The following is a 20,257-nucleotide window of genomic DNA, read 5'->3' as shown; positions in this document are numbered from 1 at the left end:
CCTATAAATAATTCCTTAAATTATATAAACCGGAATCTTGTGGCTATAATTACTTTTGATTTAGTAATAAAAGTTGAAAAACAGCGTTTTAGATAAATAACTTCTCTTTTTTATGAAAACAAAAAAACTACTCTTTTCTTTTTTTCTGGTTGTTTTTATCTCCTGTAATTCCTCAAGTACTTTCCGTGAATTTGATAAGATGCCGGAAAATAACCGTTGGGAGAAATCCGATGTTAAACAATATGAGTTTGAAATTAAAGACAATACTACATTGTACAACTTTGTTTTCAAATTCAGCCATATCTATGACTATCAATTTGCTAATATTCCTGTTCAGTTTGTAATTGAAAATCCCGATGGTCAAAGGGAAACTTTAGCAGTCGATTTGCCTATCAAAGAAAGTAATGGGCAACAAATAGCCGATTGTTCAGGCGATGTATGTGATTTGGATTATCGAATAAAAACCAAAACCAAACTCACCAATGGAAAGTATAAAATTACCATTTCACATGATTTCAAACAAGCCGATTATCTCCCAAATGTGCTTGGTGTTGGATTAGAAGTTGACAAAGCAGAATAAATGAAGCGAAAAAACAAAAAACTACTATTCAGAATCCTTAAAGTCTGCGGTTTTCTTACACTGCTTGGGATTGTTTTGGTTTTTGTTTTTCGAAATACCCTTTTAGAGAAAGCCATCCATCGCATTGATGCCAAAATGGAGCGCGATTACCAATGCAACTTAAACATTGCCAAAGCCGAATTTCATGGTTTGACGAATATCGAATTCCAACAAATTACTTTAGTCCCCAAAAAAGCCGATACATTGGTTCGTATTGACGAATTGAAAACCAGTGTTAGTTTTTGGAAATTGTTGGTCGGCGACATTCAGTTGGGCAAACTCGAAGTCAACAAAGGGTATATTCAATTGGTTAAAACCAAAAACGGCAGCAATTTTGAGGCTTTTCTGCGTTCGAAAAAAGAGAAAACAGACAATGCCGAAGTCAATTATGCCAAATTGTTAAACCGAATTTCTTCCAATCTTTTAGACTTAGTGCCAACAGATATGCATGTCAAAGGCTTTGCTTTTAAGATCAACGACAAAGGCCATAAAGTAGTTTTTGATTTTAACCAATTGGCTTTGGCTGATAAAAAACTAAACACTTTAATTCAAGTTACTTCGGATGGTTTTTCCCAACAATGGGCGATTAACGGTTTTGCCGACCCAAGAGATCGAAAAGCCGATTTGGAGTTTTTCAATCCGGAAAGCGATACGATTCGCCTTCCTTATTTGGACCAAAAATTCAACCTGAAAGCCGGTTTTAAATCGATTCATTTTAATTTAGACAATCTTTCAATGAATAGCGGCAAATTGCATATTGACGGATATTCTTCCATCCAAAACTTAAAAGTCAATCATCCAAAAATAGCAAGTAAAGACGTCGTAATCAAAAACGCCCGCTTTGATTACCGTTGGATTATTGGACCAAGATTGATGGCTTTAGACAGTACATCGACCGTGCAATTGAACAACATCAAATGTCATCCGCATGTTTCATACACTAATGAAACCGACAAAGTCTATGCGTTCAAATTGACCATTCCGAAAATGAAAGCGAATGACTTCATTACTTCTCTGCCAACTGGATTATTCCGACATTTCGAAGGAATGGAAGCGCAAGGTGATTTTAGTTATACCCTTAACTTTGCATACAATAACCACAAACCAAACGACATTATTTTTGACAGCAAACTAAAACCCGAAGGTTTAAAAATCACCAAATACGGAGAAGCCGATTTGAACAAAATCAACGGCGAATTTGTGTACAGAGCGATTGACAATGGCGTGGCGCAACGACCGATTGTAGTGGGCGCTTCCAATCCCAATTTTACCCCTTTACAGCAGATTTCGCCCTATTTACAAAAATGTGTCTTGACTAGTGAAGACCCGTCGTTTTTTACCCATCGTGGCTTTATCAATTCGGCTTTCAAACAGTCGATTGTTAAGAACATCAAAACCAAGAAATTTGCCCGTGGCGCCAGTACGATTAGCATGCAATTGGTCAAAAATGTATTCTTAACCCGTGAAAAAACTTTGTCTCGTAAACTGGAAGAAATCCTGTTGGTTTACATTTTAGAAAACAACCGCATCAGCACAAAAGAGCGCATGCTCGAAGTGTATTTCAACATTATAGAATGGGGACCGAATGTTTATGGCATTGGCGAAGCATCTCGTTTTTATTTTAACAAAATGCCTCAGGATTTAAATGTAAACCAGTGCTTATTCTTAGCCAGTATCATCCCTAAACCCAAAGGATTCATGTCTCGCTTAGAGAATGCCGAAAAATTCAAACCTTATGCCCAACAACATAACGATTTCCTGATGCGATTGATGTTTAAAAGAAATCTTATTACCGAAAGTGATACCATAGGCAACTTTGCTCTGGATATTTCCGGACCGGCCAAAATGTACTTAAGGCAAAAACCTATTGCCGTTCAAAATGATAGTTTGAGTGTAGATGATTTTGATTTTTAGAAAATTTCATACTAATTCCAACCTTTTTGCGTTATAACTACTCTCTGTAGTATGACCTTAATTTAATTATCATGAAAAGACTCTTCTTGTTAGCCTTTTGGGTTACTGCCGTTGGCTATTCGCAAAAACCTATTTTTACTACCGCCAAAGTCAAATCCGCAACGGTTTATTTCAACGCTGCCGAACTATCACAAAACACTACGGTCAATTTACCGGCCGGCACTAGTGAAATTGTGATAAAAAACGTAGCCGATTACTTGAATGAAAGTACTGTTCAAATTGGCGCTCCTAGTTCGGTGACGGTTTTATCGGTACAGTTTACCCAGAATTACATTTCGGAATACGAAATCGACGAGGCCAATCCGGCCATTAAAAAAGTACGTGACAGCATTACTTTAGTCAACAAAGAAATCAAGAAAATCCAAATTGAAACTTACTCCAACCAACAAGCCATAGCGCTTTTGGATGCCTATCAAAATGTTGGCGGCAGCAATACCGGCTTAAATGTAGCCGAATTGATAAAACTGGTTGACTACTACAAAGCCAAACGCATGGAAATGGATAATGTCATTGTAGCCTTGGGAGAAAGAGAAACCAAACTCAAAGCCACACTTAAAAACCTCAACGACAAACTCGAAATCAACACCAAAAAAGAAGAAAAAAATTCCAGAGGTAAGTTGATTGTTCAAGTAATGAATGACATTGCCGGTATGGTGAATTTAGATATTAATTATATTACCAACTCTGCTTCTTGGTCGCCTTTTTATGACTTGCGTGCCGAGAATATTACTTCACCTATCAACATGATGTATAAAGCCCAAGTGGTTCAAAACACCGGTATCGACTGGAAAAAAGTAAAACTAACTTTGTCTTCAGGCAACCCGAATCAGAACAATCAGGCGCCTTTGCTGAGTGCATGGTTTTTGAGGTATGGAAGCTTTTATGACGATAATAATTACAGAAATGGAGATTTTAAAACAAATACATTACAAGAAGTTGTTGTTCAGGGCTATTCAGCAAAAAAAGATAAAAGAAGTGTTGCGGCCTACAGCACTGTTAGCGCAAACATTGTTGAAAACCAACTCAATGTTTCTTTCGACATCGATATTCCTTATGATATTTTGTCTAATAACAAACCGCACAGTGTAGCTTTAAAAGACATCCAACTGCCGGCGACTTATAAATATTATGCCGCGCCAAGAATCGAAAAAGAAGCGTTTCTTTTAGCCGAAATCAGCGATTATTCTAAATACAATTTGTTGCCGGGTGAAGCCAATATCATTTTCGAAGGATTGTATGTGGGCAAAACCGTAATAAATCCGAACCAAACTTCCGACACTTTGAATTTGAGTATGGGAAGAGACAAAAAGATTTCCATCAAACGCGAAAAAGTGGTTGACAAATCGGGCACGCGTTTCTTATCTTCTAAAAAGGAACAAACCTTTACCTTCGACATCACCGTCAGAAACAACAAAAAAGAAACGGCCGGTATGTTGTTAAAAGACCAATATCCGTTGAGTCCGGATAAAGACATCGAAATTGAATTGACCGAAAGCAGCGGTGCCAAAATCAACTCCGAAACCGGCATCCTGACTTGGGATTTGAAATTACAACCTAACGAAACCAAAAAAATCCGCCTCAGTTACAAAGTCAAATACCCGAAAGACAAAATCATTGATAATTTATAAATATGAAAAACACTATTTTTTTTCTTCTTTTGGTTTGTGGTTTGAGTCAGTACACATCGGCTCAAAACCATAAAGAAATTGTACTTTTTGACTATGACCAATTCATTTTGACCGATAAAGCAAAGTCAAAACTGGAAGAAGTAGTGTTAAAATTGGACCTGGCTCAATTAAAAACCGTGGAACTCAATGGCAATACCGATGCCGACGGTGATTCGAAATACAACATCACTTTGTCTAAAAATAGGGCTAATGAAGTATCCCATTATTTAGTAGCCAAAGGTATTCCGGCAGAAAAAATCCAGTTGAAATTTGAAGGCGAAAACAAACCGGTAGCCGAAAATGCCAGTGATAAAGGCAAACAACAAAACCGAAGAGTGGAAATCACTTTTACCTTCGCCGAAAAAGAATTCACCAATACTATTTTCAACCAACTTCAAAAGGAAAGTCAATTCTTCACCGGAAAATCCAATGAAGTCATTACGATTATCGGTAAAGAAGGCACAAAAATTACCATTCCTAAAAATTCTTTAAAAAAAGCCAACGGTAAATTTGCCATTGGTAAAATCGATATTGAGCTCCAAGAATTCTACAAAAAATCGGATGTTGTAGCAGCAAATTTACATACCATGTCAAACGGAATAATGCTCGAAAGTGGCGGTATGGTTTATATAAAAGCCTCTTCAAAAGGCGAAGAATTGCAGTTAAAAAAAGGAACTGAAATGATCCTTGAGTTTGCTTCTAAAGACAATTCGAATGACATGCAAACATTTTATGGTTATCCTAAAGAGGACAAAACCGTTGATTGGAGTACAAATGACAATTATACAGTAACCGAAGAAGAAAACTGGTCTACCTATGCGGTTTTTTATTGGGACGGAAGAGAACAAAGAGATACTATTTATGGCGGAAAAAGCACAAGAAAAGCTTTTAAAAGAGCCACAACCGATGCAGAAAAAGTGAGTGCTATAGGCAGTACCATTTTAACCTCAACAAAATTGGGTTGGATTAACTGTGATCGTTTCTACGAAATAAAAGACAAAACCGATTTATTGGTCGACATCGATTTAAAATACAAACCCGAAATCAGGTTGGTCTTCAAAGACATCAATTCCATTATGTCGGGTCATATCGATAAAAATAATAAACTGGTTTTAAGTGGAATTCCTGTTGGCCGAAAAGCTACACTGATGGCTTTTAGTTGTGTAGAAAGTGAAGTTTATTTCGCTACAAAAGAAATCATAATTGACAAAAATGCCAGTGTTGGTTTGGACCTCCAAAAAACTTCAGTGGCCGAATTTAAAACCGCATTGCAGCAACTGAATTGATGTTTTCGTCTTAAAAATGCAATCTTTACGGGTTGCATTTTTTATAACCCTTTGATTGTAATAGTTTTATTTTTAACTTTACCAAAAACCTATTAGCTATGAAAAAAATTCTACCTTTCGTTTTTGGTCTTTTTGCGACTTGTGCTTGGGCACAAACCATCGGCCTTCAAAGTTTTGCTACCGGATTTTCTTCACCGGTTGAAATTGCCCATCCGGCCAATGATGCTCGTTTGTTTGTGGTACAACAAGGCGGTTTAATCCGCATTGTTAATGCAAACGGAACTGTTAATACAACCCCTTTTATCAATTTAAGCACCACTATTGTTTCCGGTGGGGAAAGAGGTTTATTGGGTTTGGCCTTCCACCCCAATTATGCTACTAATGGTTATTTTTATGTCAACTATACTCGTGCAGGCGATGGTGCGACCGTAATTGCTCGTTATTCCGTTTCAACTGATCCCAATGTGGCTGATGCTACAAGCGGAACTGTTTTGTTGACGGTAACACAACCTTTCAGTAACCACAATGGTGGTTCTATAAAATTTGGTTCTGATGGCTATTTATACATTGGAATGGGTGATGGCGGCAGTGGAGGCGATCCGGGCAATCGCGCTCAAAATATCAATGAGAATTTGGGTAAAATGCTTCGTATAGATGTAGATTCAGCTTCACCTTATGGCATTCCTCCGACCAATCCTTATGTAGGTATTGCAGGTAATGACGAGATTTGGGCGATAGGCTTGCGAAACCCATGGAAATTTTCATTTAACCGTTTGAATGGCGATTTATGGATTGCAGATGTGGGTCAAAACGCCATTGAAGAAGTGAGTAAAACAGCATTCCCTTTACCTAATACCGGTTTAAACTATGGCTGGCGTTGTTATGAAGGTAATGTTGCTTACAATACTACGGGGTGTCCTACTTATGCCTCAACAGTTGCGCCTTTTTCCGTGTACACGCATGGTTCAACCAACCGATGTTCTATTACAGGAGGTTATTTTTACACCGGAACTACTTATCCGAATTTTGCCAATAAGTATTTCTTTGCCGATTATTGTACGGCTGAAATTGGTTGGGTTGATGCCGTTGGCAATATCACTTGGGCTTTTGATACTTCAGGTGTGATTACCACTTTTGGAGAAGACAAAGATGGCGAACTCTACGTGGCCAATGGAGGAACGATTTATAAATTAATAGATACATCTTTGAGTACAGATACTTTTGTTCAAAACAGCATTCGAATGTATCCGAATCCGGCAAAAACAGAATTATTCCTAAAAAACGAACATGCCATCGGATTAAAATCAATAAAAATAATCGACTTATCAGGCAAAACCATTTTAAGTCAAGACTTGAATGACCACGAAATCAATTCCGTAAACATTTCAACTATGGCCAAAGGAATGTATTTGGTTAAAGTAAAAAATCAATCCGGAAATACTTTTCAATCTAAATTGGTAGTGGAATAATTTGGTATGAAAAAACTCTTTTTAGGCTGTTTTACGATAATGGCTTTGTATTTTGGCTATCGATTTGGGCATAAAAACAATTCTACTTTAAAAGGACCCGCTGTTTTTGAGAATGAAGTTACCCCTTTGAGACTTAAAAATCACGTCGACAGTATAAAATCATTTGTGTCTAAGAAATCGGACTATAATAATGATATTGCCTTCTTTATAGACATGAAAATCAATTCGGGTAAAAATCGTTTTTTTGTATACAATTTAAAAGAGAATAAGATTATCGATCAAGGTTTAGTGGCGCACGGTTCAGGTTCAGAAACCGGAATTGAAGGCCAATTGAAGTTTAGCAATATTCCCAATTCAAATACTACCTCATTGGGCAAATATTCCGTCGGACATCATTATATAGGAAAATTTGGAAAAGCCTATAAATTATTCGGTTTAGACAAAACTAACAGCAAGGCTTTTGACCGTTTCATCGTTTTGCATTACTTTAGCAAAGTACCATATGAACAACAATCGGATCCGATTTGTAATAGTTTAGGTTGTCCAATGGTGAATGAAAAATTCTTTAACCGACTTGAAAAAATATTGGATGGCTCACAGAAAAAGATACTTTTGAGTATTTATTATTAGAAATTATTGTTTTTGAAACGGTCATTTTTATTTTGCAGTATAGCAATTTTTGCCAACAATTCTGCAATTTGTTTCTCCTTAAATTTATTATCCTCTATCAAAGCATTGATTTGCGCAATTATACTTTCTGGAAAATTATTTTGCCTATCTGTATTCAAAAACCCATGTGTATTTGAAACATCAGAGGTTGTTGATTGTTCTTCTAAAAAATAATTAAAACCTACTTTAAAATAATGACAAACTTTATTCATCAAGATAAAATCAATCGATTTATCCTCATTACTTTCTATGTTACAAAGCTTGGTTTGTGAAATTCCCAATACTGTTGAAAGCTCCATTTGAGAAATTTTATCGCGTTCCCGTAATCGCTTAATCTTAATTCCAATTTCCATAATTTATTCATTTTTGGTTTAACATTATTCATAATTAAATAGAAATTTACTACAAATATAAATACTTTTGAATGATTTAATTTGTTAAATAATAAAAAATATTGATTGGTTATCTCAACATTAAATTCATTAAAGAGATAATGAGATTAAAAATACGATTGAATTAAAATCGTGAAAACAATCGATTGATTAACTAGAACTGATCTGGGTAAAACCTAAATAAAAGACATGTTCAAAATATTTAATATTCAAATTAGCTGAGTAATAAATTAATGCACTAACAGAAGGTATTTAGAATACCATCAAACACAGATACTCATTTTCATAAGATAAAAAAGTAAAATTATTTCTATTTGTAATAATTTTCACCTATATTTGATCTGCAAAATTTCAGTTTTGTCCTTATTAAGACAATTACCACTTCAGTCTTAATGAAAATCTATCATGCCTAAAAAGTAAGATAAGATATTTTAATTCAACAACACAATTCATTAATTGATTAACATTTCTATTTTGTTTAAAACAAAATAGAATCGATTGAGTTAATATGACTCAAAGTGAAGTCGATTAAAAAAAATTATTTTCAACCTATAAATTAAACATAATTATGAAGAAACTAATCAACCTTTTATTACTAGCTATTGTAGTGGGATGCTCCAATGAAAGTGAAAACAAAAACCCTGAGTCACTCTTGCCTCCAATAACACAGACAGGAGCCAATACTTTTGGTTGTTTAATTGATGGCAATTTATTTATTCCAAGAGATGGAACTGGAACTTGGTCAGGTCCTGATAATGCGGTTTCAATTTACGGGGATCCAACAGGAAACAATCAATATAGAGAAATTGAGGTAAGGGATTATAAAAGTGAAAGAACTGCTAAAATTTTGATGCACATCCAAAATTTGCCACAGATTGGATATGGAAACTACACAATTAATGAATCAAACGGAATGAACAATATTGATGGTGCTAATCATACTTATTTACATTGTAGGGTATTTAGAGAATCAACTAATAGTTATCAGTTTTACAGGTCATTTGAAAATTCAGGCACTATCAACATAACAAGATATCAATTGATCCCGAATGTTAGTTTATTTATATCTGGCACATTCAGTTGTAGAGTTAAGAACTCCGCTAACCCAAATGATATTATAGAAATAACAAATGGACGATTTGATTTTAATGGAGCAACAATTCCAAATGCTGTTTTTCCATAAAAAAAGGGTTGCTACGGGAATAGCAACCCAAATCTAGATTAATAAAAACAATTTTACTAACCAAAAGCAAACAAAAGTATGAAAAAATTCTATTCTTTTCTGCTAGCTTCAATACTTTGTCTTGAAGCTAACGCACAAACAATTCCTGCCGGAGAAAACATAAGTTTAGACCTGCAACTATCGAACATCAACCAAACTAGTGTCACTAGCGGTATCATCTACGAAAGAGTTATTCAAATTGCCAATATTTATAACTTTAATTCTACAGCAACCTTCAACACGGCAAATTTTAATTATTTTCAACAAGCACTTGATGAAATGAATCGAGCAAGTAATGGCTCAAAATTTACTACACTCGATAATTTTAAAAATTTAATTGCCACTACTACGGCAGAAAATCAAGTTGATTTATCCATCCTGAATACACAGTATCACATCTTGAATTATAATGAAGACAATCCAAGTCAAGGAGGTTTAACATTCAACACTTCAACTAATAAATTTGTCCAAATTAGTGGCAAGGCTCCTTTTTACATGTTAAACACCAGTATCATTGCACCAACAAAAGATTATGTTTCTGGCGCCTCAGTAATTTATAAAATCAGGAATGATCTATATTTCAAAAACGGAACCAAAAACATCAAAACCTTAGTGGCCAATTTTGGTGATGGAATAAATAGAACGCTAATAAGCTCTCAACTATTGACCAATCAAAACATAACGGTAAACTACACGAGTAGCGGTGAAAAAATAAGCACATTCACCATTACCTATACCGACAATACAACCCTCACAACATATGGTAAAATTTTCTTTCAATTAGTGGATAGCACTACCAGAAACAACACCGTAGGCTGTTTTGCAACCGATCCCTATAAACAAGACTTTCAATTGCAGGCTGATATTCCATTTACCGGATATGTTGCGGGAGATCCAACAATAAAAGCTAAAATTGAATACCGAGTATTTTATGGCAATACCAATACTGATAAAAAGATAAGAAAACCAATAATCATTATTGATGGTTTTGATCCAGGTGACAAACGCAAGATAGAAGATTGTGATTGTGAAAATATTCCCGATTGCGCTTCAAGAAACACTACCAATGGTGTTTTCGATTCTGAAAAGCATAGAGCCATGGTAGATTTAATGGAATATTATAATTCAAATATTCAAGGACCTGTCAATCTAATGCCTCAACTAAGATCACTTGGATATGATATAATCATGGTGAATCATCCAAAATACACTACAACCAATTTACAAAATGGTCAAACTGTTACCATTGATGGTGGTGCCTATTACATAGAAAGCAATGCAATGGCATTAGTGAAACTGTTAATTCAAACAAAACAATTACTAATCAATAATGGTAGCACCAATAATATCGCAGTTATTGGTCCTAGTATGGGAGGACAGATTTCAAGATATGCCCTAGCCTATATGGAAAAAAACAATATTCCCCATAACACTTATTTATGGGTAAGTATTGACAGCCCTCATCTTGGGGCCAATATCCCATTAGGTGATCAAGCATTATTAAATTTAGTAAAAAACAGTAGTCACGAAGCCAAAACTTTTTATGAAAAAGACTTGGCTTCTCCTGCAGCACAACAACAATTAATCGAATTCCATAGAGAAGGATCAAACTATCATTTGGTTAATCAGAACTTTTTAAATGCGCAAACAACTTCTCAAGGAATGCCAAATAACAGAGGGAATTCATTTTTCCAAAAACATTATAACAATCAATTTTCGAACGGTCTCAGTAACTCAAATGGTTGGCCTATGAATTTAAGAAAAATATCTTTGATCAATGGGTCACTTTCAGGATCAAAAGAAACTATAACATCTAACGGACAACCTTTTTACTCTTTTGCCAATGATAATGAAAAGGTTTTAAATCTAAGAGGCTTTCAAAGAGTAAACATTAGTTCACCATTAGGCTCAATAACATTCAGAATACATATTGCTTCTTTGGAAGCTAATTTTCTTCCTACTAGTGGTAGCGGAGACACAAAAATAGCTAGATTCAAAAAACTATTTAATGACAGAACAACCAAAGCACCAAATTATAACCCTAGAGGCAATATGGACAATGTTCCTGGCGGGTATTTTGGTGCTCAAAGTGAACTGGCTAATCCAACTCAAAACACCAATCCCGTACCTGGAACTTATCCGTTAGCGAATTGGTCGATAAACAATTTATCAATCACTAATTTCATTCATAGTATCAGTCAAATGTTAGGCGGATCAGAATGGTATTTGCACGAATTTAACCCAATACATTCTTTCATCCCTTCATTTTCTGCATTGGGTCATTTGCAACCTAATCAGAGTTGGGCAAATCCTTTAAACACAAACTTAAAGTGTCCAACCAATAACTTAACGCCCTTTGATAGTTATTTTGGTTTAGGTAAAAACACCCAACACACCTCATTCACTAAAGAAAGTGTCAATTGGCTTCTTAAAGAATTAGCCGGTCAACCTCAAGCACCATACTTCCCTTTAGAAGCAAATCTGTTAGTTGGTTTAGAAAAAATATGTTTAAACACAAATAACACCTATAGTTTTGCCAATACTTGCTCAGTTCCCAGCGGAGTTACAACTTGGTCGATTACGCCAAACTTAGAATTAATTAGTCAATCTGGTTACAATATTGTTGTTAAAGGAACGGGGAACGGTCAAGGCACAATAACAGCCGTTTTTCAAAACGGTCAAACTCTTATCAAAAACATTTGGGTTGGTTCGCCAACGTTTAATGAAATTACCTACGGAACCGCAAATACTGCCCAAAGTCTTTGCTTAAGTCCCGGAGGCAACTTTACATATTCTATTCCTGAATTGAATGATAGCAATAAGATTAAAGCAGTGTTTGGTGGTCTAACCCCAACCGAAATTAACACCAATTCAAATTGGGAGTGGATTCCCTTAAATAATCTAATTATGCTTACTGGAACCAAAGACTCACGCGAAATTTGTCCTATGGGCACCGGACAAACAGGGGTGAAATTCAGAGCAAAAAATGCTTGTGGTTGGAGCGAATGGATTGAATTCCCTTTTGAAATTATTGAACTTCCTTTTTATCAAAAACAAAGTCAATCTGTTTACAGAATTTATCCAAATCCTTCAAAAGACATTGTAAATATTGATTTAAGAGACAAAGACATTCAACCAGAAAATGAAACAATAATTAAAGGTGAACTATTTGATGTGTTAGGGATTTCAAAATCAAAAATTGAAATCAAAGAAAATAAAGCAACCTTTTCAGTTAATGGGCTGATTAAAGGTATTTACATATTAAAAATCTATATAAATGATCAAATAGAAAGTCATCAAATAGCCGTTGAATAATAAACCTGATACTAAATAAATTTTATCCTAATAATATAATCATCACATTAGAAAAAATTAAATAATCAAGGCGCAGGATCAGGGATTACCGCTTGTATTTTGTTAATTCCGGCAACAACTTCAGGAGATAATTGCACTTCAAAAGCGGCAATATTCTCTTGAAGTTGTTCTATTTTTGTGGCACCAATAATTGTGGACATCACAAAATCTTGCTGGTTCACAAAAGCCAAAGCCATTTGGGTTAAAGTTAATCCGTGGTCTTGTGCTAATTCTTGATACAACTTGGTAGCCTTATGGCAATTTTCATTAGAATATCGGCTGAATTGCGGAAACAAACCTAATCTGGAATCAGACTGAATTCCATTCAAATGTTTACCGGTTAAGAAGCTAAACCCTAAAGGCGAATAAGCCATCAAGCCAACATTTTCTCGTAAACAAATCTCAGATAACCCAACTTCAAACAAACGGTTCAATAAAGAATAAGGATTTTGAATAGTCACAATTCTCGGCAAATTGTGTCTTTTGCTTTCACTTAAAAACTTCATCACACCATACGGATTCTCATTAGAAACACCAATATGCTTAATTTTTCCTTCTTTAATTAATCCATCATAAACAATCAAAACCTCAAAAAAATTGTCTTGCCATTGGTCGTCAATTTTTGAAAGTCCGCGTTGCCCAAACATGTTCATGACACGCTCCGGCCAATGCATTTGGTACAAATCAATATAATCTGTTTGCAAGTTTTTTAAACTCAACTCAACCGCTTCGTGAATACTTTGCTTGGAAAAATTCAACGGTTTGCGAATGTATTCCATACCTCTATTGGGTCCGGCAATTTTCGTAGCAATGACCAAATTATCTCGTTTTCCGGATTTCTTTAACCAAGAGCCAATATATTTTTCGGTTAAACCCAATGTTGCTTGTCGCGCCGCAATCGGATACATTTCAGCTGTATCAATGAAATTAACACCTTGATCAACAGCATAATCTAATTGCGCATGGGCATCACTTTCAGTATTTTGCTCTCCAAAAGTCATTGTGCCCAAACATATTTTGCTGACTTTGATATCGGTATTCGGTAACGTAGTGTAGTTCATTTGTATCGCTTTTTCGCTGGGCAAAAGTAAAATATTGTAGGCGTTAATTTTAACCGATTAACACATTTTTTGGAATCGTTGACAACAAAAAAGGTTCCAAGTCAAAACTCAGAACCTTAGTCACTCAACACCTTAGTATCTTTATTTTAAAATTCATTCAACATTTTGGAAATCTCATCCAATTTTGGCGTCAAAATGATTTCAATTCTTCTGTTTTTAGCTTTGCCTTCCGGAGTATCATTACTCATCAAAGGAGCAAATTCTCCTCTACCGGCTGCTGTTAAATTTTTCTTTTGAATTCCGGCATTTTCTCCCAGAATATTCACTATCGCTGTGGCTCTTTTAGTCGATAAATCCCAGTTGTTCTCTACTCCGCCGCCAATAGCACCGTAAATTTTGTCGTTGTCAGTATGTCCTTCAATTAATACCGTAATATCAGGATTTTGAGCCAATACTTTTCCAACCTCAACTACCGCTTTTCTTCCTTCTGAACCTACAGCCCAACTTCCGGTTTGGAACAACAATTTGTTTTCCATAGAAACATATACTTTTCCGTTTTTCATTTCTACTGTCAATCCTTTTCCTTCAAAGGCATTCAGTGCTTTTGACAACGTATCTTTCAGCTTTTTCATGGCAGCATCTTTGGCGGCAATCATGCTTTCCAATTCGTTCAAACGCTTTGTACTTGCGGCCAATTCGTCTCTCAATTTATTCAATCGGTCTTGTTCAGCAGCCATGGCTTTTTCTTTGGCTTCCAATTGGGCTAACAATTCGCGATTTTTATTCATATTGGTTTCCAAGGCATCGTTGCTGTTTTTCTCCAAAGCTGCATACGATTCTTGTAAAGCCTTTAAATTGTTGGTTGTAGCCGTGCAATCGGCTTGCAATTTGTCTCGGTCTGCTTTAAGCTTTGCCAATTCGGCTGTCAATGATTTGTTCACCGAATCAAATTCGGCGTTGGCTTTATGCAATTCATCTACCTCATCTGCCAACGAACGGTTTTCTTTCTTTAAATCGGTGTACTTATTCTCTAAATCATTGTAAATCTTTTTAGATACACAGGAAGACATTACGGTCAATGCTACTACTCCTAAAACTATTCTTTTTATCATAGGTTATCTTATTTTGTTTATTTGTACATATTCGGAGTAACCACATATTCCATTACGTGTTCTCCATTTTTATCTGAGTAATTATACTTGAAGGTTACTTGTTTATCTCGTAATGATTGCCCTTCCGGATTCTCCTTGGTGTTTTTCAAAAGATTGGGAAAAACATATTTTTTTACTGTGTCTAGATTGATTTCAGCTTTTGTGATATCATTCAACTCGTAGTTGTATTGAATCGTTTTTTTCGGCAATGCCTTAACATTTACCAACACCGTTATTTCATCAACCTGAAAAGGACAACCTCTGTTCATGTTTTCTGCTATCATGGCCAGTTCTGCATCAACTGTCTGATTTGACGCGTCAACTGACGGATTTAGTGCATCAACTGATGGATTTAATAAAGTATATATTCCAAAAAAAGCAGCCCAAACACAAACTACAAAAATTACTAGTAGTATGGGATGTATCTTTTTCTTTGGTTTATAACCAAACGGTGAAGTTTCCGTTTTTTCCATTTCCTTTACAGGTAACAAATACCCGCAAACTGAACAATATTTTACCTCCGGGTTATTCTCTTCCTGACAATTTGGACAACTATTATTCATTGTTATTGTTTAATCAATTTCTACTAAAACCGGACAATGGTCTGAATGCTTGGCCTCCGGCAAAATCACGGCTCGGGTTAATCTGTTTTTCAACGGTTCGCTGGCCAAACAATAATCAATTCTCCAACCTTTATTATTGGCTCTGGCATTAGCGCGATAACTCCACCAACTGTAATGATGTGGTTCTTTATTAAAAAATCTAAAGGTATCTATGAAACCTCTTTTCATGAATTGGTCTAACCAAGCACGTTCTTCCGGTAAAAATCCGGAAACGGTTTTATTGCGAATGGGATCGTGAATATCTATGGCTTCATGACAAATATTATAATCGCCGCAAATAATCAAATTCGGAATTTCTTTCTTCAAACCATCTATGTACTCTTGAAATTCATCCATGTATTGGAACTTATAATCCAATCTTTCAAAATTAGTTCCCGAAGGCAAATACAAACTCATCACCGAAAAATCATCAAAATCAACGCGAAGGTTTCTGCCTTCAAAATCCATATGCGGAATTCCGGTGCCGAAAACGACATTATTCGGTTTTACTTTAGACAAAATGGCCACGCCGCTGTATCCTTTTTTGGTCGCCGGAAACCAGTAATGATAAGGATAACCGGAAAGTTCAACATCAAGTAACGGTATCTGATCTTCAGTAGCTTTTATCTCTTGCAAACAAATAACATCAGGGTTGGCCTGTTGCAACCAATTCAAAAAACCTTTTGAAATTGCTGCACGAATGCCGTTTACGTTATAAGAAATAATTCTCATTAAGCTTTACATTAGTTTTTTAACTCTGTTCAATTCGGCCAAAAGACCTTGGGTCAAAAGTAGGTAAAAACACAAACATTTGAAACCCAAAAAACATAATAAAAAAATAAAGTTTAACGGCTGTTTTCTGTTTTTTCTCGAAGCTATTTCAGCAGAATTACTATCTTTGTTTCTTACTCAAAAACGAAAGGTATACATGGGTTTAGTTACTGCTAAAGAAGTTGCAAAAGCAATAAACGCTGATAAATATGGGGTTTTCGGAACTTTTTGTGGCTGGCTATTAATGAAAGCTTTAAAGATTTCGACCTTAAACAAAATCTACGACCGCAACAAACATTTGAGCGAAGTGGAATTCCTAAATGCCATTTTGGACGAATTCCAAATCAAATTTGAAATCCCTGAAGATGACTTAAAACGATTACCCAAAGACGGCGCTTACATCACTATTTCCAATCATCCGTTAGGCGGAATTGACGGTATTTTATTGTTGAAATTAATGCTCGAAAGAGAACCAAATTTTAAAATTATCGCCAATTTCCTTCTGCACCGCATCGAGCCGATGAAACCTTATATTATGCCAGTTAATCCTTTTGAAAATCACAAAGATGCTAAATCAAGTGTGATTGGAATCAAGGAAACTTTACGTCATTTGAGCGATGGAAAACCACTGGGAATGTTTCCTGCCGGAGAAGTGTCAACTTATAAAGACGGACAATTGGTAGTGGATAAAGATTGGGAAGAAGGCGCCATTAAAGTCATCAGAAAAGCTCAAGTTCCGGTAGTACCAATATATTTTCATGCGAAGAACAGTCGCTTTTTTTACTTTCTGTCTAAAATAAATCCGACGCTTCGCACAGCCAAATTACCTTCAGAATTATTGACGCAAAAAGACCGTGTGATTAAAGTTCGTATCGGAAAACCTATTTCTGTCTCCGAACAAAACGAACACAAAACCATTGAAGAATATTCAGAATTTTTACGCCGAAAAACTTATATGTTGGCGAATTCATTTAATGATGAGTCGAAATTGTTGAGTTCACAAAACCTCAACCTCAATTTAAAAACCCCTAAAAGTCCGAAACAGATTGTAAAACCTGCTAATCACGACAAAATTTTAGAAGAAGTTGAAATTTTAAAAGAAGGCGACTATCGATTGTTACACAGTAAAAACTACATGGTTTTCTTGGTTACAGCTGATAAAATCCCGAATATTTTACACGAAATCGGACGTTTGCGCGAAATCACTTTTAGAGCGGTTGGCGAAGGAACCAACGAATCTATCGACCTAGACCAATACGACAATTATTACCATCACATGTTTCTTTGGGATGATGAAAACCAACAAATTGCCGGTGCTTATCGAATGGGATTAGGTTCTGAAATATTCCCTAAATATGGTATTGAAGGTTTCTATCTTCAGGATTTATTCCGATTTGAACCCGAATTATATGGTATGATGGAACAATCCATTGAAATGGGAAGAGCGTTTATCGTTAGTGATTATCAACAAAAACCAATGCCGTTATTCTTGCTTTGGAAAGGCATAGTGCACACCACTTTGCGTTATCCTGAACATAAATATTTAATTGGCGGCGTGAGCATCAGTAACCAATTTACGGAGTTCTCCAAATCGTTGATGATTGAGTTTATGAAGTCGCATTATTATGACCCTTATGTGGCGCAATACATTCACCCTAAAAAAGAATTCAAGGTAAAACTAAAAGATGCCGACAAAGATTTTGTTTTCAATGAAACTGAATCGGACTTAAATAAATTCGATAAAATCATTGATGAAGTAGAACCGGGCAGTTTGAGATTACCGGTTTTGATTAAAAAATACATCAAGCAAAATGCGCGTGTTGTTGCTTTCAATGTTGACCCGCTATTCAATAATGCCGTTGACGGATTAATGTACATCAGAATAGCCGATTTACCCGAAAGCACTGTAAAACCTGTAATGGAAGAATTTCAAGCAGAATTGGAAAGAAAAGAAAAGAATTATAAATAATTACTATAAAAAAAGGCAACTCAATGAGTTGCCTTTTTGGTTATTCTGATTTTACTTGTTCCTGAAAAGCTTTCCAATCTTTATCAGAAAGTGTGGCTTTGCTTTTGAGCTTTTTGCCTTTGATGTATTCCAAAATATACTTGGCACGTTCTTCCGATTCCGGGTGATCTGAAATCCAATACATGGCTTTGTTAATGTTGCTGTCCATAGCCATTTGATACATAAAATCGGCCATAGGTTTTGGGTCTATGTTCGCTTTAATCATATAATCAACACTGGTAATATCGGCTTCTTTTTCCAAAGTTCGGTCATAAGCAGAAGACGTTAAGGTTTTTAAAATCTCTCTGGCTACGGCTCCGCCTTTGGCTCCAATCAATACGGTATACCCCAATTCTTTAGAGAGTTTTTTCATCACATGATTTTTCTCAATGTGGGCAATTTCGTGACCTAAAACCCCTTGTAATGCTTCTTGCTTTTTACAGTCAATTATCAATCCTGTGTAAACCACCAAATGGTTATTAGGCAATGCAAATGCATTGATTTCGTCTTTGATGATGATATGAACCTTTAAAGAATCGCGTTCAATATCATTGGCTTTACACAAAGGAATTATCAAACTGTCTAATGTTTTTATAAGAGTGTCATTGGTTACAATATCCTCGGTATTGGATATTTCGGCCCAAATCAAATCACCTAATTTATTTTCCAAATTAGTGGTTCTTTCTCTTACTTGAAAAAACTTCATGAAATCCAATTGGGAGAACCCAAACCATACTGCGGCAAATCCCATTAGTATAATTAATCCCTGAAAAATGGTTTTTTTTATCATTATGGTTTACAAATTAAGTTAGTAACATTTCCGAAGAACAAAAACTTGACGTGTATCCCTTTGCGGGTTTGTACTGCGGCATAAATAGTGGAGAAAATCTCCAACAAATTAAATATAATTACCGTGAAAATATAAGCAAAATATTCATTGCTGGCTTTCTCATCAGAGAACAATATGGAAACAGTCCACCAAAAACTGGCGCTGTTAATTCCCAACAACGCTAATTGTGACAATAAAGCTTGTGTACAATGCCAACGTACAAAATAAGTGCCTTTTCTGTTGGCTAAAAAGAAAAAGAAAGTTGCCAATAAGTTAATAATCGGCAATGGTAATCCAGCGATTAAAGCTACTAAAGACATCAAATAACTGTTCGATGATTTTTCGCATTCGTGTTCGCCCGGTTTGTAAGGGAAAGTGGTTTCTTGTATCATAGATTTTTATATAAATTCCAAATCCAATTGAGCAATACTAACAGTATTAAAACAATGGCAATCCAAGGTTTTCTAATAATAGCTTCAGCTTTTTTATAGGCTAAAAAAAAGGTTTCTTTTTTTAAAAAAAAATCGGTCAAAACCCAAATAGGAAAGATTGTCATGATTAAAGCAACAATTATTCCAAAGGGATTGAGCAGTAAAGAATCGATAATTTTGCCTTCTAAAAGTAAAGTTACAGCTCGAGTGGTACCACAAGACGGACAAGCATAACCGGTCACATTTTTAATGATACACACTCCAACTGTTTCTTGTTGTTCCTTTTGAATGGAGTAAAAAAGATAAATAAATCCCGCCAAACAAGCTATAAGCGACAAAGAATATAACTTATTTCGGGTCATTTATTAATAAAAGGTGTTTTGGAAAGACTCCATGTTTTTCTCACGAGTAGCGCCCATGATTAAAAACCAATCAACAATGGCCCAAATCCCTAAACCTCCACAGGTTAACAGTTTGGCTACACCCATTCCGGTATCACCAATCATAAAACGGTCAATGCCTAATTGTCCACCTAAAAGTGATACAATTAATGATGTGGTTGGCTCTTTGAACTGAAGGGTTTGTACTAAACCCCATTTCGATTCGTCAAGACTTAATAATTTTTCTCTAACAGCGTTCAAATGATGACTTTCAAAATACTTTGCGTTCATCATCATAAACATGTCCACTTTTTGTGCTTCCATAATATTGTTTTGTTGGTTTTGTTATTGATGGGTCTAATATATAAAATT

18 protein-coding genes and 1 pseudogene are annotated in these 20,257 nt (G+C 35.5%); 9 read left to right on the top strand and 10 right to left on the bottom strand.

The features are described 5' to 3' along the window. The first annotated feature begins 112 nt into the window (after nucleotides 1-112). The 6 genes from ACK4R1_RS02750 to ACK4R1_RS02725 all read left to right on the top strand — a co-directional run bounded on the left by ACK4R1_RS02750 (nucleotide 113) and on the right by ACK4R1_RS02725 (nucleotide 7,645). Nucleotides 113-580, top strand: coding sequence for a hypothetical protein (locus ACK4R1_RS02750; protein WP_409683320.1), 468 nt, complete (start codon nucleotides 113-115; stop codon nucleotides 578-580). Then, nucleotides 581-2,533: a transglycosylase domain-containing protein gene (locus tag ACK4R1_RS02745; protein WP_409683317.1), complete on the top strand. Its 1,953-nt coding sequence runs from the start codon at nucleotides 581-583 to the stop codon at nucleotides 2,531-2,533. Between the two features lie 71 nt (nucleotides 2,534-2,604). Beyond that, a complete protein-coding gene (locus tag ACK4R1_RS02740; RefSeq protein WP_409683314.1) occupies nucleotides 2,605-4,221 on the top strand; it encodes a DUF4139 domain-containing protein in 1,617 nt (538 codons plus the stop codon). A gap of 2 nt (nucleotides 4,222-4,223) precedes the next feature. Further along, nucleotides 4,224-5,546: an OmpA family protein gene (locus tag ACK4R1_RS02735; RefSeq protein ID WP_409683312.1), complete on the top strand. Its 1,323-nt coding sequence runs from the start codon at nucleotides 4,224-4,226 to the stop codon at nucleotides 5,544-5,546. 98 nt (nucleotides 5,547-5,644) lie between these two features. Further along, nucleotides 5,645-7,015 (top strand): PQQ-dependent sugar dehydrogenase, encoded by a 1,371-nt coding sequence (locus ACK4R1_RS02730; RefSeq protein WP_409683309.1) that lies wholly within the window; start codon nucleotides 5,645-5,647, stop codon nucleotides 7,013-7,015. A 6-nt stretch (nucleotides 7,016-7,021) separates the two neighbouring features. After that, complete coding sequence (locus ACK4R1_RS02725) at nucleotides 7,022-7,645, top strand: murein L,D-transpeptidase catalytic domain-containing protein (RefSeq protein ID WP_409683306.1); 624 nt, start codon at nucleotides 7,022-7,024, stop codon at nucleotides 7,643-7,645. Here ACK4R1_RS02725 and ACK4R1_RS02720 read toward each other — a convergent pair. Beyond that, the gene (locus ACK4R1_RS02720; protein ID WP_409683303.1) at nucleotides 7,642-8,037 is read right to left on the bottom strand and encodes a helix-turn-helix domain-containing protein; all 396 of its coding nucleotides are present in this window, start codon (nucleotides 8,035-8,037) and stop codon (nucleotides 7,642-7,644) included. The two genes, ACK4R1_RS02725 and ACK4R1_RS02720, sit on opposite strands and share 4 nt — an antisense overlap. A 607-nt stretch (nucleotides 8,038-8,644) precedes the next feature. Here ACK4R1_RS02720 and ACK4R1_RS02715 point away from each other — a divergent pair. Then, a complete protein-coding gene (locus ACK4R1_RS02715; protein WP_409683300.1) occupies nucleotides 8,645-9,259 on the top strand; it encodes a hypothetical protein in 615 nt (204 codons plus the stop codon). A 78-nt stretch (nucleotides 9,260-9,337) separates the two neighbouring features. Then, nucleotides 9,338-12,613: a T9SS type A sorting domain-containing protein gene (locus ACK4R1_RS02710; RefSeq protein ID WP_409683298.1), complete on the top strand. Its 3,276-nt coding sequence runs from the start codon at nucleotides 9,338-9,340 to the stop codon at nucleotides 12,611-12,613. Nucleotides 12,614-12,678: 65 nt separating this feature from the next. On the opposite strand, the gene ACK4R1_RS02705 is transcribed toward ACK4R1_RS02710, so the two are convergent. From ACK4R1_RS02705 to ACK4R1_RS02685, 5 genes and pseudogenes are all read right to left on the bottom strand, one after another. Next, complete coding sequence (locus ACK4R1_RS02705) at nucleotides 12,679-13,713, bottom strand: NADP(H)-dependent aldo-keto reductase (RefSeq protein WP_409683295.1); 1,035 nt, start codon at nucleotides 13,711-13,713, stop codon at nucleotides 12,679-12,681. Between the two features lie 146 nt (nucleotides 13,714-13,859). Continuing rightward, the gene (locus tag ACK4R1_RS02700; RefSeq protein WP_409683292.1) at nucleotides 13,860-14,825 is read right to left on the bottom strand and encodes an OmpA family protein; all 966 of its coding nucleotides are present in this window, start codon (nucleotides 14,823-14,825) and stop codon (nucleotides 13,860-13,862) included. A gap of 17 nt (nucleotides 14,826-14,842) precedes the next feature. Further along, complete coding sequence (locus ACK4R1_RS02695; RefSeq protein ID WP_409684058.1) at nucleotides 14,843-15,337, bottom strand: hypothetical protein; 495 nt, start codon at nucleotides 15,335-15,337, stop codon at nucleotides 14,843-14,845. Between the two features lie 21 nt (nucleotides 15,338-15,358). Beyond that, nucleotides 15,359-15,427, bottom strand: a pseudogene (locus ACK4R1_RS02690) (zinc-ribbon domain-containing protein); the annotation flags it as partial. A gap of 9 nt (nucleotides 15,428-15,436) precedes the next feature. Beyond that, nucleotides 15,437-16,198 carry an exodeoxyribonuclease III gene (locus tag ACK4R1_RS02685; protein ID WP_409683289.1) on the bottom strand — a complete coding sequence of 254 codons (762 nt, stop codon included), beginning with the start codon at nucleotides 16,196-16,198 and terminating at the stop codon, nucleotides 15,437-15,439. A gap of 196 nt (nucleotides 16,199-16,394) precedes the next feature. Here ACK4R1_RS02685 and ACK4R1_RS02680 point away from each other — a divergent pair, with 196 nt between their 5' ends. Further along, nucleotides 16,395-18,206, top strand: a complete 1,812-nt coding sequence (locus tag ACK4R1_RS02680) for a GNAT family N-acyltransferase (RefSeq protein WP_409683286.1) — start codon at nucleotides 16,395-16,397, stop codon at nucleotides 18,204-18,206. 40 nt (nucleotides 18,207-18,246) lie between these two features. Here ACK4R1_RS02680 and ACK4R1_RS02675 read toward each other — a convergent pair whose 3' ends face one another. Genes ACK4R1_RS02675 through ACK4R1_RS02660 form a run of 4 tightly spaced genes read right to left on the bottom strand, consistent with a single transcriptional unit; the run spans nucleotide 18,247 to nucleotide 20,209 of the window. Further along, nucleotides 18,247-19,035: a M48 family metallopeptidase gene (locus ACK4R1_RS02675; protein WP_409683283.1), complete on the bottom strand. Its 789-nt coding sequence runs from the start codon at nucleotides 19,033-19,035 to the stop codon at nucleotides 18,247-18,249. Then, complete coding sequence (locus ACK4R1_RS02670; RefSeq protein ID WP_409683281.1) at nucleotides 19,035-19,466, bottom strand: hypothetical protein; 432 nt, start codon at nucleotides 19,464-19,466, stop codon at nucleotides 19,035-19,037. Before ACK4R1_RS02670 ends, ACK4R1_RS02675 begins: the two co-directional genes overlap by 1 nt. Then, nucleotides 19,463-19,867, bottom strand: coding sequence for a DUF2752 domain-containing protein (locus tag ACK4R1_RS02665; RefSeq protein ID WP_409683279.1), 405 nt, complete (start codon nucleotides 19,865-19,867; stop codon nucleotides 19,463-19,465). The genes ACK4R1_RS02670 and ACK4R1_RS02665 overlap by 4 nt, the downstream gene beginning before the upstream one ends. Nucleotides 19,868-19,870: 3 nt before the next feature. Then, complete coding sequence (locus ACK4R1_RS02660; protein ID WP_187659312.1) at nucleotides 19,871-20,209, bottom strand: TM2 domain-containing protein; 339 nt, start codon at nucleotides 20,207-20,209, stop codon at nucleotides 19,871-19,873. Nucleotides 20,210-20,257 lie beyond the last annotated feature (48 nt).

The sequence above is a fragment of the Flavobacterium sp. genome (assembly GCF_046293665.1).
GTDB lineage: Bacteria > Bacteroidota > Bacteroidia > Flavobacteriales > Flavobacteriaceae > Flavobacterium.
The sequence above is the reverse complement of the archived record's forward strand: the minus strand, read 5'-3'. Positions and strand labels throughout refer to the sequence as shown.

Bases quoted from the DNA above. Each gene is read 5' to 3' on its own strand.
- ACK4R1_RS02745 (WP_409683317.1), top strand. From the start codon at position 581: ATGAAGCGAAAAAACAAAAAACTACTATTCAGAATCCTTAAAGTCTGC.
- ACK4R1_RS02685 (WP_409683289.1), bottom strand. From the start codon at position 16,198: ATGAGAATTATTTCTTATAACGTAAACGGCATTCGTGCAGCAATTTCA.
- ACK4R1_RS02740 (WP_409683314.1), top strand. From the start codon at position 2,605: ATGAAAAGACTCTTCTTGTTAGCCTTTTGGGTTACTGCCGTTGGCTAT.
- ACK4R1_RS02735 (WP_409683312.1), top strand. From the start codon at position 4,224: ATGAAAAACACTATTTTTTTTCTTCTTTTGGTTTGTGGTTTGAGTCAG.
- ACK4R1_RS02730 (WP_409683309.1), top strand. From the start codon at position 5,645: ATGAAAAAAATTCTACCTTTCGTTTTTGGTCTTTTTGCGACTTGTGCT.
- ACK4R1_RS02705 (WP_409683295.1), bottom strand. From the start codon at position 13,713: ATGAACTACACTACGTTACCGAATACCGATATCAAAGTCAGCAAAATA.
- ACK4R1_RS02670 (WP_409683281.1), bottom strand. From the start codon at position 19,466: ATGATACAAGAAACCACTTTCCCTTACAAACCGGGCGAACACGAATGC.
- ACK4R1_RS02700 (WP_409683292.1), bottom strand. From the start codon at position 14,825: ATGATAAAAAGAATAGTTTTAGGAGTAGTAGCATTGACCGTAATGTCT.
- ACK4R1_RS02695 (WP_409684058.1), bottom strand. From the start codon at position 15,337: ATGGAAAAAACGGAAACTTCACCGTTTGGTTATAAACCAAAGAAAAAG.
- ACK4R1_RS02710 (WP_409683298.1), top strand. From the start codon at position 9,338: ATGAAAAAATTCTATTCTTTTCTGCTAGCTTCAATACTTTGTCTTGAA.
- ACK4R1_RS02750 (WP_409683320.1), top strand. From the start codon at position 113: ATGAAAACAAAAAAACTACTCTTTTCTTTTTTTCTGGTTGTTTTTATC.
- ACK4R1_RS02680 (WP_409683286.1), top strand. From the start codon at position 16,395: ATGGGTTTAGTTACTGCTAAAGAAGTTGCAAAAGCAATAAACGCTGAT.
- ACK4R1_RS02660 (WP_187659312.1), bottom strand. From the start codon at position 20,209: ATGGAAGCACAAAAAGTGGACATGTTTATGATGATGAACGCAAAGTAT.
- ACK4R1_RS02675 (WP_409683283.1), bottom strand. From the start codon at position 19,035: ATGATAAAAAAAACCATTTTTCAGGGATTAATTATACTAATGGGATTT.
- ACK4R1_RS02715 (WP_409683300.1), top strand. From the start codon at position 8,645: ATGAAGAAACTAATCAACCTTTTATTACTAGCTATTGTAGTGGGATGC.
- ACK4R1_RS02725 (WP_409683306.1), top strand. From the start codon at position 7,022: ATGAAAAAACTCTTTTTAGGCTGTTTTACGATAATGGCTTTGTATTTT.
- ACK4R1_RS02665 (WP_409683279.1), bottom strand. From the start codon at position 19,867: ATGACCCGAAATAAGTTATATTCTTTGTCGCTTATAGCTTGTTTGGCG.
- ACK4R1_RS02720 (WP_409683303.1), bottom strand. From the start codon at position 8,037: ATGGAAATTGGAATTAAGATTAAGCGATTACGGGAACGCGATAAAATT.